Origin of the sequence: Bordetella trematum (assembly GCF_900078335.1) — a bacterium.
Taxonomy (GTDB): domain Bacteria; phylum Pseudomonadota; class Gammaproteobacteria; order Burkholderiales; family Burkholderiaceae_B; genus Bordetella; species Bordetella trematum.
Genome location: NZ_FKBR01000006.1, coordinates 96874 through 113179 on the forward strand (window position 1 = coordinate 96874; position 16306 = coordinate 113179).

Sequence of the window (16306 nt, forward strand, 5' to 3'; positions counted from 1 at the left end):
AGGTCGACTACTTTCGTCGTTGTCCACGTTGATCTCGGAAAAAAGGAATTGAAAGTGGCTGAATTATAAGGTCGGCAGCGCAATCCTGCCAGAAAAAACTAGGGATTACCCGTATTTTCTTTGGTGTGGCGCAACGATACCAAAGTATCGCCAGGCGGAAAAAGCCTGGCCCCGGCGATATGCCGGGGCCAGGCCGCGGGCCCCTGGGGCGGTACGCTCAGTAGCGAGCGTCCTTGGGCTTCTTGCCCTGCGGCCAGTCATTCACCTTGCCGGGGAAATCCGGGCGCGGCATGTGGGTGAAGAACTCGGCGATGTCCACGGCGTCCTGGTCGGTCAGCACGCCCTGGCCTTCACCCCAGTCGCCATGCGTGGACACACCCATCGGCATGTTGTTGCGGATGAAGGCGGCCGCCTTGTAGGTACGTGCCAGCCCGGCGCCGATATTGAAGGACTCGTCGCCCCACAGCGGCGGGAAGGCGATCTCGCCTGAGGCATTGCGGCGGCCCTCGCCATTGGCCCCGTGGCAGGAGGCGCATTGCAGCGCATACAGGCCGCGGCCGCGCTCGGCGTCGGGCACCAGCTTGGTGTCCAGCGGCCAGGTGTTCTTGATCTGCACCTGAGCCCCATGCGGCACGTCCTGGGCCAGCCACTTCATGTAGGCGATCATGGCCTCCATCTCGGCGGACTCCTTGTCCAGCGGCTTGCCGTTCATGGAGCGCTGGAAACAGCCGTTGATGCGTTCCTGCAGCGTGACTTCGCGGTTGGCCCGCGGGTTGTACTGCGGGAAGGAGTTGAAGGTGTTGATGTAGGGCGCGCCCATCGGCTTTTTGCCTTGCTGGACGTGGCAGCTGTTGCAGTTCATGGCTGCCCCCACGTTGTTGGGCAGCAGGCGCGCGGTGTCGTTGAGCAGGCGCTGGCCCAGCCGGATCTGCTCGGCGTTGGGCGCTTTGGCGATTTCCGTGTCATCGGGGATGACGTAGTCGGGCAGGCGCTTGCCGTCCTTGTCGAGCACGGTGTATTTCTGCTGTTGCCCCGGCTCGTTCTGCGCGCCGGCAGGGCCGGCCAGCAGGGCGAAGGCGGTGGCCAGTGCACAGGCAAGCTTATTCATGTTGACCTCCCACATTGGGCGTTTTATTGGCCAGGAACTCGCGGATGTGCGTGACGTCGCTGGCCTGGATGGCAGGGGCCTGGTTGGTCCAGCCGCTGCGGATGAAGCTGATCACTGCGGTGATGTCTTCATCGCTCAGGTGACGGAAGCCCGGCATGGCGAAGTTCATGACGTCGACCGAGTTGGCCGGCATGCGCCCGCCTTCGAGGGTGATCTGGATCACCGATTGCGGGTTCTGGGCAAAGATGGCCGAGTTGCCTTCCAGCGCCGGGAAGATGCGTGGAATGCCCTTGCCGTCCGCCTGGTGACAGACTACGCAGTACTCCATGTAAAGCACCGCGCCCCGGGTGTCGTAGCGGCCGTCAAGCAGCGCTGCCGTGGTGGTGTCGGTCTTGGGCGGGAAGGTCAACAGCTTGCCCGGCGCGGGCGGCAGTTGCTTCAGGTAGGCCGCCATGGCCTGCAGGTCGTCCTGGGTGAAGTGTTGCGTGCTGTGCTCGACCACATCGGCCATGGCGCCGAAGACGGCGACCTTGTCCGTGCGGCCGGTGCGGAAGAAGTCCACCAGCTCTTCTTCGGTCCAGGATTGCAGGCCCTGGGCCTCGCCGCGCAGGCTCTTGGCGCGCCAGCCGTCGATGACGGCACCGCTCAGGTAGCTGTCGCCATCGGCCAGCGAGAGCGCCTTCTCCTCGTAGGCCACGCCGCGAGGCGTGTGGCAGGCCCCGCAGTGACCCGGTCCTTCGACCAGATAGGCGCCACGGGCGATGCGGGCGTCGGCCGCTTCGGGCGGCACGAAATCGCGCGCCGGGGCGAATGCGAGCTGCCACCAGGCCAGTGGCCAGCGCATGTTCAGGGGCCAGGGAATATCGGCCGGTGCATTGGCCTGCTTGACGGGCTTGACCTCGGCCATGAACCAGGCGTAGAGCGCCTGCATGTCGGCCTCGGGCATGATGGCGTAGGAGGGGTAGGGCATGGCCGGATAGAGGGCCGTGCCATCTTTGCGCACGCCGTGCTTGACCGCCCGGGCGAAGTCGGCGTAGCTGTAGTCGCCGATGCCGGTCTCGGGGTCCGGGGTGATGTTGGTCGAGAAAATGGCGCCGACCGGTGTCTGCATGGCCAGTCCGCCGGCGAACGGTGCGCCGCCGGGGACGGTGTGACAGGCGACGCAGTCGCCGGTGCGGGCGATGTAGGCGCCGCGCTCGATCATGCCGGCATCCGGCGTCTGCGGCATGGCCGCCGTTTCGGTGCCACGCAGGCTGGTAAGCCATTGGGCGCCGCCGATGGCGCCGGCCGCGCCCAGCGCGACCACCACCACCGTCCAACCGAACACCCGGCGTGCCCGGGGCCTTGCGGATTGCTTTTTCATTGGGAAACCCTCCATGTGCTGGCTGCCCATGGCGGGGCGGTCCAGCTTATATCCCAATTTTAGCCATCAAGGCTATAAGCATATTCCTCGAAGAAATAAGAAAAGTCCCCTCTTTTGATCAGACGCAAGCTTTTGTCCCCTTATTTTCCTTTTCAGCGGGGAAGCGTCGCCTGCCACTGTTGCATCTGTTCCACGGTGATCCCCACGCCGCCGCAAACGATGGCCACGGCGCGCCTGGCCTGGGGGAAATAGCGGCGTACTTCGGCCAGGGCGGCGATGCTGGCCCCGCAAGCGGGTTCGGTGAGCAGGCGATGGGCTTGCAACAGGGTGGCGCAGCCGTCGACCGCGCTGGCGTCGCTGAGCACGTGTGACCGCAGGGTCGGCCCGCTGGCGACCTCGAAGGCGCGCTGGCAGACCTGACGCGCGCCAAGCGAGGTGGCGATGCTGCCGATCGCGGGCAAGGCGACCGGAGCGCCCTGCTTGAGGGCCGCCGCCAGGGAGGCGGCCCCGGCTGTCTCCACCGCAAGTATGCCGACGTCCTGCCAGCCGTTGCGTTGCAATCCCTGGGCCACGCCGGCCAGCAGGCCGCCGCCGCCCACCGAACACACCACCACATCCGGCCTGGGGCCCTGGGTGGCCAGCTCGTCGATCATGCTGGCATGTCCTTCCCAGAGCAGCAGGTCGTCAAAGGGATGAATGAAGGCGGTCGTGGCGTCGCGCAGCGACTGGGCATGGGCGTTGCACTCCTGCCAGGTGGCGCCGTGCACGATGACCTCGGCATCTTCGCTGCGTATGAGCGTCTTGGCGCGCTCGCTGGTGGTCTCGGGCACCACGACGGTGACCGGCAGGCCCAGCTTGCGGCCGGCATAGGCCACCGCGTAACCGGCATTGCCGCCGGACGACGACAGGAAGCGCCTGGCGCCCTGGCGGTGCAGGGTCTGGCAGGCGTGACCGATGCCGCGCAGCTTGAACGAACCGCAGGGCTGGGTGTTTTCCAGCTTGAGGTGAATGTCCAGGCCGTACTCGCGGGACAGGGCGGTCGAGTCGATGGTAGGCGTAATGAGGTGCAACGTCATGATGGTTTTGCGTTCGTGGAAACGTGGGGGTTGGGCAGCAGGAAGGCGCCTGCCACCGCGGCCAGTGCGGCAAACGCCACGTAGCCGATGGGGGCGAGGGGGCTTCCTGTCATGCCGATGAGCCAGGTGGCGATGAAAGAGGCGAAACCGCCAAAGAGCGTGACGGCAAAGTTATAGGCGATGGACACGCCGGTGCAACGGATGCGCGGCGGGAACAGGGTGGCCAGCGCGCCGCAGGCCGGGCCGGTGAAGGCGGCAAGCACCGCCGCCAGCAGGCATTGCACGGCCACCAGCGTGGCCACTGTGGGCGCTTCGGCCAGCCAGCGCATCAAGGGGTAGCAGATCAGCAGCATCAGAATGGCCGAGGCTTTCAGCAGCAGGCGCGGGCCGTGGCGATCGGCTGCCATCGAGAACAGCGGCAGCAGGCAGATGGCCGTTACCAGTGCTGCCGAGTTGCTCAACAGGGAGGCCGTGCCGGGCAGACCCAGCTCACGGGTGGCGTAGGTGGGCATGTAGACCAGGAAGAAGTATGTGCCGACCGTCCAGAGGATCGTGATGCAGAAGCCTGCCAGGGTCTGGCGCGGATAGTCGCGCAGCGCCTGCCAGGGCGAGGCCTTGGGCTGGCCGGCGGACTGGCGCTGGTCTTCGACGAAAGCGGGCGGCTCGGCGGTATGGCGGCGGATATACCAGCCGACCGGGCCGATCAGCAGCCCCAGGGCGAACGGCAGGCGCCAGCCCCAGGCAGCCAGGTCTTCGGGCGACAGCCAGCCGTTGACGGCGGCGCCGACCAGCGAGCCCAGCAGCAGCGCCAGCAGCTGCGTCATCTGTTGCAGGCTGGCGTAGAGCATGCGCCGTCCGGGCGGTGCGTACTCCAGCAGAAAGGCCACGGCGGTGCCCATTTCCCCGCCGGCCGAGAAGCCCTGGATCAGGCGGGCCAGCACGATCAGGGCGGGGGCCCACAGGCCGATGCTGGCATAGGTGGGCGCGAAGGTGATGATGGCCGTGCCCAGCACCATGCTGGAGATGGCCCAGTTCAGCGCCACGCGCCGTCCCAGGCGGTCGGCGGCCGTGCCCAGCACCAGCGCGCCCACGGGGCGCATGGCAAAGCCCACGCCGAAGGTTGCGACGGCCAAGAGCAGCGATACCCACTCCGACTCGGCGGGAAAGAACAGGCGTGCCAGCAAGACCGAGAAGTAGCCATAGAGCGCGAAGTCGTACCACTCCAGCATGCAGCCCACGGTGGCGGCGACCACGGCGCGACGCGGGGTGGCGGGCAGGCGGTTATCGGGGTGTGTCATGCCCGGCCCCCGCTCAGCCCGGCTGTCCGGGGGCGGCGCCGGCCACCACCATGCAGGTGTTGCCGGGCTCGACCCGCCCGAACTGACGCAGGGCGTACACCACGCCGGTTGCGCCTGCGTGCAGGACCTGCGGCGCTCGGCCCGGATCGGACAGGAAATGAATGCGTCCGGCAACCTCTCCGCGGGCCAGGGGCTGGCCCAGCTCGACAGCCGGTTCGAACACGCCGGCGTCGCTGGCGATGACATAGGCGCGTGCGCCATCCAGGCTGTGGTACTTCAGAGGCGGCGGCTCGGCGGCTTCGGGCTCGTCGGCCAGCAGCCCCCAAAGCCGCAGGGTCCGCAGCGTGCCTGCCCGGCACAGCCGCAGCGCGGCCGGGCTGACCACGCCGCGCCCGGCCATTTCCGTGCTGACGCAGACCAGGCCGGCCGCCATGGCGGCCGTCACGCACAGGCGGCGGTCGCCCAGCGTATCCATCACCACGCACAGCGGCGCATCGAAAGCCCGGGCAGCGGCCAGGCACTGTTCGAACTGGGCCGGATCGGGGCTGGGCATGACGATGGTGCTGGGCACGATGTCCAGCGACGAGCCGCCCGAGTGCAGGCTGAGCAAGGCATCCGCGCGCGGGATAAGGGCGTCATTGACGAAGGCGGCCACCTGTTCGGTCAGGGTGCCGGCGTGATCGCCCGGGAAGACCCGGTTCATGTTCTTGCCGTCGACCGGAGACGTGCGCCGGCCGGCGTTCACGGCCGGCGCATTGATCGCCGGAATGATGATCAGCCGGCCGCGCACGGCTTGCGGTTGCAGCTCGCGGATCAGCTCGCCGAGCACGATGGGGCCTTCGTACTCGTCGCCATGGTTGCCGCCCTCGAGCAAAACGGTCGGGCCGTCGCCATCGCCGATCACCGCGACCGGCACGCGCACCGTGCCCCAGGCATCCTCGTGGGGAGAGTGCGGAAAGTACACGAAACCCACCTGTTTGCCGGGGCGGTCGAAATCCAGTTCGGTGAAATAGGTCGCCAGGTCGCCGTTGCGCGCCGCTCTATGCTGGGAGGTTATAGCGGGGCGACGGCGAAGGCGGGCGGTCGAGGGCTTGGCGTCAGGCATGGTGTCTCCAGGTGTCTTCTTGTGGTAGGTGCTGCATCCTGATGCTAGGCGTGGCGGGCGGCGCGCACAAATACCGGTTTCCGATACACAATATGCTTTTGCAGCATAGCAAGAGGCATGCTCATGGAGCTGAAGCAACTGCGTTATTTCCTGGGGGTATGCCGTCATGGCAGCATCGCCGAGGCGGCCCGGGCCTTGCATATCGCGCAGCCGGCGCTCTCGCGGCAGATGGCGGCACTGGAGGCCCAGCTGGGCGTGAGTCTGTTCACGCGTCTGCCGCGTGGGGTGGCGCCGACCCGGGCGGGCATGGCGTTGCAGGCCCACGCCCGCGCGCTGCTGGGAGAGGCCGATCGTCTGGGCGAACAGTTGCGCCAGGCGGAGCTGGGGCTGGCGGGCGTTCTGCGTATCGGGGTCATGCCGGGCTACAGCGACCTGCCTGCGCTGGCGGCTGCCTTGCGCCCCTTGCCGGACAGCGCGCCCGGCGTGCAGGTTCAGGTTGAATCGCTCTATGCCGCCGAGCAACTGCAACGCCTGCGTCGCCATGAGCTCGACCTGGGCATCGTTGCCTGGCGCTCGCCGTTCGACACCGCCTTTTGCGGGCTGACCTTGCGGGAAGATCGGATGGGCGTGGCCATGCCGCCGCATTGGCCGCAGGCGCGTCAGCGCGAGGCGCTATATCTGCGTGATCTGCGCGGCCAGCCTCTGCTGATGTCGCCGCGCGAGCGCTCGCCGGTGCACTATGACAAAGTCCAGCAAGCCTGTTCGGCCGCGGGCATTGACCCGGGTCAATGGCGTCTGGGCGCGGCCGATACGCAAACCACCTTGGGGCTGGTGGCCGCCGGCCTGGGCTACGCCATCGCGCCTTTGTCGCTGGCGGATTTCTGGGGCAGCCGGATCTGCTTGCGACCCGCGCAGGACCTGACGATTCCATTCACGATGGAGCTGGTGTGGCTGGCGCAGCGCGCCGACCCCCTGGTGGACCATTTCCTGGAGCGCTGGCGCGCGGCTTGTGCGTCGTAGCCGCGCGGCGTCACTGTCGCCAGGCCGACAGCGCCGCCTCGATCCGCGCGATTTCGGTCGGGTTCAGGCCGGCCTGCTCGTAATAGCGTTGCCGCTGCGAGGCGACTTCGCATACCCGGTCGATCACGCTCCGGGCAGCCGCCGCGCTGCGCAGGCCGAAGCGCCGGTACTCGCTGAGCACGTTGTCGAAAGTGCTGGCGCGCCCCTGGTCGCCGATATGCAGGTAATGCATGGCCGAGCCTTCCTGGGTGACGACGTCGAACAGGGGGGACAGACGATAGGCCGGGCCCGCGGCATCCTTCAGAAAGCCGGTGTTCTTCAGGTGGTCGTCGGTGTTGTGCAGGGCCACGTTCAGCGTCATGCGGGCATAGAGCTCCAGCAGGTCCTGCACGGGATGCGACGAGACGCGCCGCAGCACGTCGGCCAGGCGTGCATAAGAGTAGGTTGCCCGGCCGCGCGCGCCATCGAGCTCGCGTTTGCCGATGGCGGCCGAGGGGCTGATGAGCGATGCCGCGCTCAGGAAATGGCGGCGCGCCACCCGGGTTGGCTGGCCGGATGGCGTGGGCAGCACGCGGCGATCGAAACGATGCGTGAGAAGCACCGCGCCCAGCCGCGTTTCAGCCAGACGGATGGGGGGCACATTCAAGCCGATATCCCGCGCCATGCAGAGGTTGGCGTACTCCACGCGCTGGCGGTCATAGCTGTCGCCCTGGCGGGGGAATTTGGCGATCCACATTTCGCCCAGCTCATCGCACACGATGGTCTTGGGACGGGCGCCGCCGATGTCCCAGGAGCTGCCCAGCAAATCCCGGTACAGCCCCTTGGGCTTGATGCCCTGGTCGATGTCGGCCAGCAGGCCCGCCAGGGAATCGACTTCGCGCATCTCGGGCAGGCGGTAGGTCTTGCGCTGGTTGGGCGGCAGCAGGCGGGCGCTGAAGAACAGGGCTCCCACGCCCATGCCGCGCCCCTTGAGCAGCACCTCGTCCTCGGTCACGCGTGCACCGCCGCTGTCCAGACGCATGACGTTGCGGCCCCAGGCGTCGGGAGCGGCATCGAACAGCGCGCCCAGTGTCTGGTAGCGGCTGGTGGTGTGAAAGCGCTGGCGGCTGTCGATCAACGGAAGATTGATCGGATCCAGCGGGAAGGCGCGTCCATCCTGCACATAGGATTCGACATAGGAAAACTGGGCAAAGAAAGCCTCTTCGTCGCGGTCGTCGAGGGTCAGCACGCCGCAAAGCACGGCCTCGCCCTCGATGTCCACATAGACATAGAGCTCGCTTTCAACGAATTTGTGACGCCGGTTTGCCATGGGGGCACGCTCCGTGGGCTAGAGACGCGTGGGGTCGATGCGTGACGTGCTGTCCTGGCGGCGTCCGCGGGCAGGGCGGCGCAAGGCATCCAGACGTTTGCCCACCCCATCGCTGTCCGGGTCGGCCAGGGCGAATACCTGGGCCGAGAAGCCGTATTGCATCAGGGCCTCCAGCAGCAGGGCCGCCGAGACGCCGCCATCGCCGCGCTCGAGACGGCCGATGGTGGCGCGCGACACCCCCAGCCTGGCGGCCAGCATGGACTCGGTTTCGGCGCGGCGCAGCCGCGCCGTGCGCAGCCGCTCGCCCAGCGTGAGCAAGGCCTCGGTGGTTTCGAAACTGGGGGCGAGTTTCTTTTTCATGTCTCATTTATAAAACAAAAATATAGTTTTTGCATGAAAAATGAGACATGCATTCAAGAACGTATGCCTTATATATCAATCATAAAGGCGTATTATGCGTCATTAATGAGTCAATCCTGCTTAATGCAAGCAGCAGGATGGCGGCGGGCGCAGCAAGCGGGCGCTGAGGATCTGGGCTACGCCGGCGGCCACGCCCAGGCCTGCGCCGACCTGCCAGGCCAGGGTGTAGTTATGCAGCCAGTCGTAGAGCAGGCCTCCGCCCAGCGCACCGGCCACGCTGCCCAGCTGGTGGCTGCTGAAGGCCACGCCTGCCAGCATGGCCTGCCATCGCAGGCCAAAGGTGTCGGCTACCCAGCCCGAGACCAGTGGCACTACGCCCAGCCACAGAAATCCGATGATGGCCGCGAAGGCGAGCGTGCTGTCCGGGGTGGGCAGCGCGCTGAAATACCAGATGAAAGCGCCCGAGCGCAGCAGATAGATCAGGCCCAGCAGAACCTGTTTGTTGGCGTGTCCTCCGGCCCAGCCGAAGAACAGGCTCCCCAGGACATTGCTGGCACCGATGAGGGCCAGCGCCTTGGCCGACAGCATGGGATCCATGCCGCACAGATCCAGGTAGGAGGGCAGGTGCGTGGTCAGGAAGACCAGTTGCATGCCGCAGACGAAATAAGCCAGCGCCATGACCACGAAAGACAGATTCCTGAAGGCGCTGGCCAGGGCCTGCTTGCTGCTGACAGCCTGGTCGACCGTGGCGATCGGCTCAGGAAGCGGCAAGCGATCGACGCGTCCGGCCATCCAGGCTGCGGGCACCATGCACAGGGCGAGCAGGGCAAACACGGCGGCGCCGATGCGCCAGTCCCAGGCCTGGATCACCGCCTGTCCCAAGGGGGCAGCCAGGACGGTGCCGATCGAACCGACGCCGGAGACCATGCCCAGCGCGAGGCTGCGCTGGGTGCGCGAGACCGGGCGCGAGGCGGCTGCCAGGGCGACGGCCGTCCCCGTGGCCGCCAGCGCGGCGCCGATCAGCAGCCCGGCGCTCGCCAGCACGGCAAGCAGGCTTTGCGCCAGAGCCAGCCAGAGCAGGCCGGCCGCATAGAGCAGGGCGCCGCCCACCATCAGGCGCCGGAAACCCAGCCTCGCCGCCCAGGCACCGGCCAGCGGTTGCAGCAGCCCCCAGGTCAGGTTCTGCATCGAGATTGCGAGCGTGAAGTCCGCCACCGACAGGCCAGTCTCGCGGGTCAGGGGCGAGAGGAACAGCCCCATGCTCTGGCGCAGGCCCATGGCCACGCTGAGCATCAGGGCAGCGCCGGTCAGGATCGGCAGGGCGGGACGCAGCGAAGCAAAGGCGGTCATCGGGGCTGGCGCGGACGGTCTCGGTGCAGGGCAGTGTAGCCTGCCCCGGTTGGCGCGCCAGCTTCAGGCGAGGGCAGCGAAGCGGCGTAGCAGGCTGGCGGACTCGGGCGTTTCGCGCAGGCCATCATAGAGGGCCTGCACATTGCGCCCGGCGGCCTCCAGGGCCGGCGCGCGTCGTGCGATGCAGCGGCGCAGCAGCCCGGGCGTGAACTCCGGATGGAATTGCACGGACCAGGCGCGTGGACCATAGCGCAGGATCTGCCGCGCATCATGGGCCGAGCGCGCCAGCGTCTGCGCGCCGGGCGGCGCCTGCAGCACGCTCTGGGTATGGGTGAGGTGGGCATGAAAGCGCAGTGGCAAGCCGCGCAGCAAGGGGTCGTCTTCGATCCCGGGCAGGCATTCGATGCTCTGGGTGCCCAGTTCGGGACCGTCAGGGTGATCGTCCACCACGCCGCCCAGGGCATGGGCCATGAGTTGATGGCCGTAGCACACTCCGAGCACCGGCTTGCCGGTGGGCAGCAATTCGCGCAGCCATCGCGCGCTGCGCTCGCTCCAGGGCAGACGGTCGGTGACCATCTGCCATGAGCCGCTCAGGATGGCGCCGCGGAAAGTGTGCGCAGGGGGCAGGGGCTGGTCATCGTGGACACGTATCACGTGCAGGGTTTCGCCGGGCAGCGCTGCGGCGAACCAGTCGGCTTGTTCACCAGCCTGGGCCGCCAGCTCGGGCGGCGGGCTGCCCATTTGCACGATCAACAGGGGAAGACGGTTCATCGGAAAAGAGAAAAAAGGGCTGAAAAAAACCTGCCGGCCGGGCTGGCAGGCGCGACGGGGCGGCGGGGCCTGCCTGCGAGACCTATCCTGCGGGCATCATAGCGGCCCCCGCCCGCTTGCGCGAGGCGGCCGCGCCGGGCCGGACAATCGTAAGCAGGGCTTTCTGCCCGGGCGGCAAGCCCGGTCTGGGGTGGATCGGGTAGCAGGAAGTAGCGTTCGCTTACCCCGGTCTGGCGTGCTGCGCCTATGCTCGGAGTCATCGGATGGCCCTGCCATTCCTCTCACAAGGAGCCGAGCATGGATACTTCCCGCAAGCCTCAAGCCACGCCTGCGCCCGGGCCGCGCGACGCCGATACCTTGCCGCCGGCCACGCGTGAGGCCGATCAGGCCCGCAGCGGCAAACTGGGCGCGCAGGCGCCCGATTACGGTGCGCCGCGCCCCAAACGGTTCGACGCCCGACGTCCGCATCCGGACGGGCCGCAGTATGAAGAAGGCGGCGCCTATCCTGGCGTGCGCCCCGAAGGCAATGAGCCTGCCGCAGGCTCGCCACGCGGCGACGCCGAAGGGCTGGGTGCGCAGGTGCGCCAGGCGCTTGTCCACAGCGGTTACCCGGTTGACAGCGTGAGCGTCCAGGCGCGCCAGGGGTGGATTCGCCTGGACGGCGACGTGCCCGATGCCGCCACCCGCCAGGCCATCCATGGCTGTGTCGAGCAGTGCCCGGGCGTCCATGGCGTGGAGAACCACCTGAGCGTGACCTCCTGACCCCCGGTCAGGTGGCGGCCGCGCCGGCGGATGGGCCGCACAGGCCGGCCTGCGCGGCCCAGGCCTGGCATTCCCGGCGCAACAGCAAGCCCATTTCGAGCCGCCTGTCGGCGTCCAGGCGGCTGCTGATCGCGCCGAAACTGATGGCTACCGAGGTGAGGGCCGAAACCGCAAAGGCGGCGCCGACGCCCGACACGCCCGGCGTGATGCTGTCGACGATTTCCGAGTAACCCTGCTCGCGAGTGCGACGCAAGGCTTTCATGATGGCGTTCGCGCTCAGCCCGGCTTGCGCATAGGCGGGCGCATGGCGTTCCAGCAGCGCCTGCACTTCATCGTCGGGCAGGGCGGCCATCAAGGCCAGGCCGCCGGCCCCCACCCCCAGCAGACGCCGCTCGCCCTGGTCGATGGTGAACACCTTGACCGGAAACGTGCCGGCTTCACGCAGCAGGCACAAGGCGTAGTCGCCCTGGCGCACCACCAGAAAAACGGTGTCTCCGGATAGCCGGGCAAGCTTCTGCGCAAACGGTCGCAGCGCGTCGAGCAAGGGCGGACGCCGCAAGGACGAGAACCCCAGCTGCATTGCATCGACGCCCAGGCGATAGCGCCGGCTGTCGGCGTCGCGCTGGGCGAATTGCTCCTCCACCAGGCTGCTCAGCAAACGGTGCGCCGTCGAGCGTTCCAGACCGGACTCGCGCATCACGCCCTGCAGATCGATGCCGTCCTCCTGATGACGGGCCAGCACGCGCAGCAGTTCCAGCGCGCGGCGCATGCTTTGGGTGCCCCCTGTGGAGCCAGAGTTGTTCATATTGTGGGAAATAAAGTACGAATATTTTGTAGTTTAGGAAAACGTCTGCCTTAATTCAATCCATGGCGTACAAAAAACCAAACGAGGAGACCATGGAATACTGCAGCCTCACCGTAGAGCGGCTGGATTCGATCTGCCGCATCAGCCTGGCGCGCGAATCGGCGCGCAATGCCCAAAGCCAGCAAATGCTCGACGAGCTTGACCACGCCTTGCAGGCCGCTGCCGAGGATGGGCAGGTGCGTGTGGTGATCCTGGCGGGGCATGGGGCGCATTTTTCGGCCGGACATGACCTGAAGGAGGCGCAGGCCAAACGCGCCGACTTCACGGTCGAAGAGCGCTGGGCTTACGAGTCGCAACGCTACTTCGGCTACTGCATGCGCATCTGGGACTTTCCCAAGCCGACCATCGCACAGGTGCAGGGCGCCTGCGTGGCGGGCGGCTTCATGATCGCGAACATGTGCGATCTGGTGGTGGCCAGCGAAGATGCCTTTTTCTCCGATCCGGTCGGCCACACCCTGGCGGCAGCGGCGACCGAGGTGCTCATTCACCCGTGGGTGATGGGGCTGCGCCGCGCCAAAGAGATGCTGTATACCGGCGAGAAGGTGGATGCGCAGGAGGCGCTGCGTATCGGCATGGTCAACCGGGTGGTGCCGCGGGCCGATCTCGAGGCCGCCACGCTGGCGCTGGCCTCGCGCATTGCCCAGGCGCCGCCCTTCGGCCTGCATCTGATCAAACGCTCGCTCAATCGCAGCGCCGACGCGCAGGGCTTGCGCACGGCGCTGTCGGCGCACTTCGATACGCATCAGCTGTCGCACCTGAGCGAAGAGTTCCGTCAGGTCCGCGATCGGGGCCTGGCGCAGGCGATCACCCGGGGCGGCCAGGGAGACAAGGCATGAGGTCCGCCATGGATGCCTTGCTGGACCCGCAGTCGATCGCCCTCATCGGGGCCAGCGCCGATGCCGGCCGCATCGGGGGATTGCCGCTGGAACTGCTGACCCGCTTCGGCTATGCCGGGCAGGTCTACCCGGTCAATCCGAAGTATGAGGAGGTCTTCGGTCTGCGTTGCTGGCCGGAGATCGAGGCCGTGCCGGGACCGGTCGATCTTGTCGTGCTCGCCATCGGCGCGTCCGAGGTCACCGCCATGTTGCGGCGCTGCCATGCCCGGGGGGTGCGTGCAGCGATCGTGTATGCCGCCGGCTTTGCCGAGGCGGGCGAGGCCGGCGCCCGCCTGCAGCAAACGCTCGAGGCGTTCGCGGCCGAAAGCGGCATGGCGATCGCCGGCCCCAATTGCATGGGTTTTGCCAACCTCAATACGCAGGCGCATACGGCCTTCGCTTCGGTCTTCAAGACCGCGCCGATGCAGCAAGGCGCGGGCAGCATCAGCCTGCTGACCCAAAGCGGCAATGTCTGTGCCGCCGTCTATGCCATCGGACGCCGCCTGGGCCTGGCCTTCTCGCATTTCATCAACACGGGTAACGAGGCCTGCATCGACTTCTCGCGCTACCTGGAATATCTGGCCCAGGACCCGGGCACCGGCATCGTGCTGGGGTATATCGAGCAGTTGCGCGATGGTCCGCGCTTTGTGCGGGCCTGCCAGAGCCTGGCGCGCCAGGACAAGGTCCTGATTGCGCTCAAGGCCGGCACGACCGAAAAGGGGGCGCAGGCCGTCAGGTCGCACACCTGCGCGCTGGCGGGAGACCGGCGTGTGTATGCCGCCGCGTTTGAACAGCTCAATGTGATCCAGGCCGACGACTTTGCGCAGATGGCGGCCATTGCCAGCCTGGCGCAGTTGCGCGGGCGCAGCGCCGGACGGCGGGTGGCCGTCATCACCATGTCCGGCGCCCTGGGCGCGATTCTGGCGGACAAGTTCATCGAGGCGGGCCTGTCGCTGCCGGATCTGCCGCCCGAGCTGCAGGCAAGCTTGCGGGCAGGTATCCCGGATTACGGCATGGTGGGCAACCCGGTCGATGTGACCGGCAACGTCGTCAACGATCCTCACTTCGTGCGCACGGTGCTGGACGCCCTGGCGCGCTCGCCGGCCATCGACACTGTCGTGATCTACGCGCCGGGTTACATGCTGGATCGCATGGCCGATGCGTTGGCGGAAACCGCCGCCGCGCATCCGCGCCTCCTGGTGGCGATCGATACCGGCTCGGCCCGGTGCCGCGATCGTCTGCGCCAGGCCGGTGTGGCGGTGTTCGATGACCTGGGGCTTGCCGTCAACAGCCTGGCGCCTTACTTGCGCTGGTGCGAGCGCCGCCGACGCCCCTTCCTGACGACAGCAGCCGTGGCTACGTCCGGCGAGCGCGCCGTGGCGTCGCTGCCTTGCAGCGAAGCGGCGGCGCGCGATTGGCTGACGAAGTTCGGCATGCCGGCGCAGCGCGTGGCCTGCGCCAGCAGCGTCGGGCAGGCCGTGGCCCGGGCGCGCGAACTGGGTTTTCCGCTGGCCATGAAGATTCTCAGTCCCGATATCGCGCACAAGACCGACATCGGTGGCGTGGTGCTCAATGTGAAGGACGAGGCCGGCGTGCGCGATGCCTACGACACGCTCATGGAGGCCGGCGCCCGTCAGGCGGGTGCGCGCCTGGAGGGGGTGTTGCTGCAAACGATGGAGCGCGGCGTGGCCGAGCTGATCGTGGGCGCGACCCGCGACCCGGTGTTCGGCCCCGTGCTGACGGTCGGGCTGGGCGGGGTGCTGACCGAGCTCTACCAGGATGTCAGCCATCGTCTGCTCCCGGTCGATGCCGCCATGGCGCATGACATGCTGCGCGAGCTCAAGGCCTACCCCTTGCTGGAGGGGTATCGGGGGCCGGCCGGCGATGTCGCGGCGGCGTGCGAGGCCATCGTCGCCGTAGGAGCGGCGATGCTGGCGGCCCCCTGCGAAGTCGGTGAAATCGAAGTTAATCCATTGCTGGTCCGAGAGGCCGGACAAGGCGTCGCCGTGCTGGACGCCCTGATCCTGCCCGCAATCGCCCGGGGGAACCCGGGCACACAGTGAGGAGACAATCATGATCAAACAATTGATGGCCGGTGTCGCGCTGGCACTGGGAGCCTCGGCCGCGCAGGCAGCCGATGCCTACCCGAGCAAACCGGTGCGCATCGTCGTGCCGTTCTCGCCGGGCGGTGCGACCGACATCATGAGCCGGCTGGTGGCGGAACGATTGAGCGCCAGGCTGGGGCAAGCGGTGATCGTGGAGAACAGGCCGGGCGGGGGCACCATGATCGCTTCCGATTACGTCGCCCGCGCCGAGCCCGACGGGTACACGCTGCTGATGGCTGCGTCGTCCCTGGGCATCGCGCCCAGTCTTTATGCCAAGGTCAACTATGACCCGATCAAGGATTTCGCTCCGGTCAGCCAGCTGGCGTCGGTGGTGCATGTGCTGGAGGTGCACCCTTCCGTGCCGGCCAGGAACGTCGGCGAACTGATCGCCTATCTCAAGGCCAATCCCGGCAAGGTCAGCTACGGATCGGTGGGCGCGGGCAGTTCGACCCATCTGGAGGCCGAACTGTTCAACAGCATGGCGGGGGTGGAGATGGAACACATCCCCTACAAAGGCAGCGCCCCGGCGCTGACCGATCTGGTGGCCGGGCGCATCCAGCTGATGTTCGACGCCTGGGCCTCTTCCGGCCCCTTTGTCAGGGATGGCCGGCTGCGCGCGCTGGCAGTGACCACCACCCAGCCGTCGGCGGCGGTTCCCGATCTGCCCACGGCGGCCGATTCGGGGCTGCCGGGCTATTCGGCCATGCCCTGGCTTGGCCTGGTGGCGCCGGCGGGTACGCCCGGGCCGGTCATCGGCAAGCTGCATCAGGCCATTGCCGACATCGTGCAGGAGCCGGCGGTGCAGGCCAAGTTCAGCGAACTTGGGCTGGACATCATCGGCAACGATCCGCAGGCCTTCGCGGATTTCATCAAGCAGGACATTGCCACCTGGGCCAAGGTGGCGCGCGACGCGAACATTCGCCTGGAGTAGGAATGAGC

The 16306-nt window shown here is 67.3% G+C and carries 15 protein-coding genes; 5 read left to right on the forward strand and 10 right to left on the reverse strand.

Features of this window, described 5'->3' with window-relative positions; genetic code table 11:
* Positions 1 to 217: 217 nt before the first annotated feature.
* The 5 genes from A7V84_RS01120 to A7V84_RS01140 all read right to left on the reverse strand — a co-directional run bounded on the left by A7V84_RS01120 (position 218) and on the right by A7V84_RS01140 (position 5950).
* Positions 218 to 1108, reverse strand: coding sequence for a c-type cytochrome (locus A7V84_RS01120; RefSeq protein WP_025516064.1), 891 nt, complete (start codon positions 1106 to 1108; stop codon positions 218 to 220).
* Positions 1101 to 2471 (reverse strand): c-type cytochrome, encoded by a 1371-nt coding sequence (locus A7V84_RS01125; RefSeq protein WP_033534735.1) that lies wholly within the window; start codon positions 2469 to 2471, stop codon positions 1101 to 1103. Before A7V84_RS01125 ends, A7V84_RS01120 begins: the two co-directional genes overlap by 8 nt.
* A gap of 152 nt (positions 2472 to 2623) precedes the next feature.
* Positions 2624 to 3547, reverse strand: coding sequence for a pyridoxal-phosphate dependent enzyme (locus A7V84_RS01130; RefSeq protein WP_063492294.1), 924 nt, complete (start codon positions 3545 to 3547; stop codon positions 2624 to 2626).
* On the reverse strand, positions 3544 to 4845 hold the full coding sequence (locus tag A7V84_RS01135; RefSeq protein ID WP_025516067.1) for an MFS transporter: 1302 nt from the start codon (positions 4843 to 4845) through the stop codon (positions 3544 to 3546). Before A7V84_RS01135 ends, A7V84_RS01130 begins: the two co-directional genes overlap by 4 nt.
* Positions 4846 to 4858: 13 nt before the next feature.
* Positions 4859 to 5950 (reverse strand): succinylglutamate desuccinylase/aspartoacylase family protein, encoded by a 1092-nt coding sequence (locus tag A7V84_RS01140; protein ID WP_082833030.1) that lies wholly within the window; start codon positions 5948 to 5950, stop codon positions 4859 to 4861.
* Positions 5951 to 6073: 123 nt separating this feature from the next.
* Between A7V84_RS01140 and A7V84_RS01145 the strand changes: the two genes are divergently transcribed.
* Positions 6074 to 6970, forward strand: coding sequence for a LysR family transcriptional regulator (locus A7V84_RS01145; RefSeq protein WP_051348268.1), 897 nt, complete (start codon positions 6074 to 6076; stop codon positions 6968 to 6970).
* Positions 6971 to 6980: 10 nt separating this feature from the next.
* On the opposite strand, the gene A7V84_RS01150 is transcribed toward A7V84_RS01145, so the two are convergent.
* The 4 genes from A7V84_RS01150 to A7V84_RS01165 all read right to left on the reverse strand — a co-directional run bounded on the left by A7V84_RS01150 (position 6981) and on the right by A7V84_RS01165 (position 10760).
* Entirely contained in the window at positions 6981 to 8279 is a 1299-nt protein-coding gene (locus A7V84_RS01150; protein ID WP_063492293.1) for a type II toxin-antitoxin system HipA family toxin, read from the reverse strand.
* A gap of 18 nt (positions 8280 to 8297) precedes the next feature.
* Positions 8298 to 8639: a helix-turn-helix domain-containing protein gene (locus A7V84_RS01155; RefSeq protein WP_025516073.1), complete on the reverse strand. Its 342-nt coding sequence runs from the start codon at positions 8637 to 8639 to the stop codon at positions 8298 to 8300.
* A 120-nt stretch (positions 8640 to 8759) separates the two neighbouring features.
* Complete coding sequence (locus A7V84_RS01160; RefSeq protein ID WP_033534733.1) at positions 8760 to 9989, reverse strand: MFS transporter; 1230 nt, start codon at positions 9987 to 9989, stop codon at positions 8760 to 8762.
* 63 nt (positions 9990 to 10052) lie between these two features.
* Entirely contained in the window at positions 10053 to 10760 is a 708-nt protein-coding gene (locus A7V84_RS01165) for a glutamine amidotransferase (RefSeq protein WP_025516076.1), read from the reverse strand.
* Between the two features lie 297 nt (positions 10761 to 11057).
* Between A7V84_RS01165 and A7V84_RS01170 the strand changes: the two genes are divergently transcribed.
* Complete coding sequence (locus tag A7V84_RS01170) at positions 11058 to 11522, forward strand: BON domain-containing protein (protein WP_063492292.1); 465 nt, start codon at positions 11058 to 11060, stop codon at positions 11520 to 11522.
* Between the two features lie 7 nt (positions 11523 to 11529).
* On the opposite strand, the gene A7V84_RS01175 is transcribed toward A7V84_RS01170, so the two are convergent.
* Positions 11530 to 12291: an IclR family transcriptional regulator gene (locus tag A7V84_RS01175; protein WP_231940047.1), complete on the reverse strand. Its 762-nt coding sequence runs from the start codon at positions 12289 to 12291 to the stop codon at positions 11530 to 11532.
* A gap of 128 nt (positions 12292 to 12419) precedes the next feature.
* Between A7V84_RS01175 and A7V84_RS01180 the strand changes: the two genes are divergently transcribed.
* The 3 genes from A7V84_RS01180 to A7V84_RS01190 are packed head-to-tail and all read left to right on the forward strand — an operon-like array spanning position 12420 to position 16298.
* Positions 12420 to 13223 carry an enoyl-CoA hydratase gene (locus A7V84_RS01180; RefSeq protein ID WP_033534731.1) on the forward strand — a complete coding sequence of 268 codons (804 nt, stop codon included), beginning with the start codon at positions 12420 to 12422 and terminating at the stop codon, positions 13221 to 13223.
* Positions 13220 to 15325, forward strand: coding sequence for an acetate--CoA ligase family protein (locus A7V84_RS01185; RefSeq protein WP_063492291.1), 2106 nt, complete (start codon positions 13220 to 13222; stop codon positions 15323 to 15325). Before A7V84_RS01180 ends, A7V84_RS01185 begins: the two co-directional genes overlap by 4 nt.
* 10 nt (positions 15326 to 15335) lie before the next feature.
* Positions 15336 to 16298 carry a tripartite tricarboxylate transporter substrate binding protein gene (locus tag A7V84_RS01190; RefSeq protein WP_063492290.1) on the forward strand — a complete coding sequence of 321 codons (963 nt, stop codon included), beginning with the start codon at positions 15336 to 15338 and terminating at the stop codon, positions 16296 to 16298.
* The last annotated feature ends 8 nt before the right edge of the window (positions 16299 to 16306 follow it).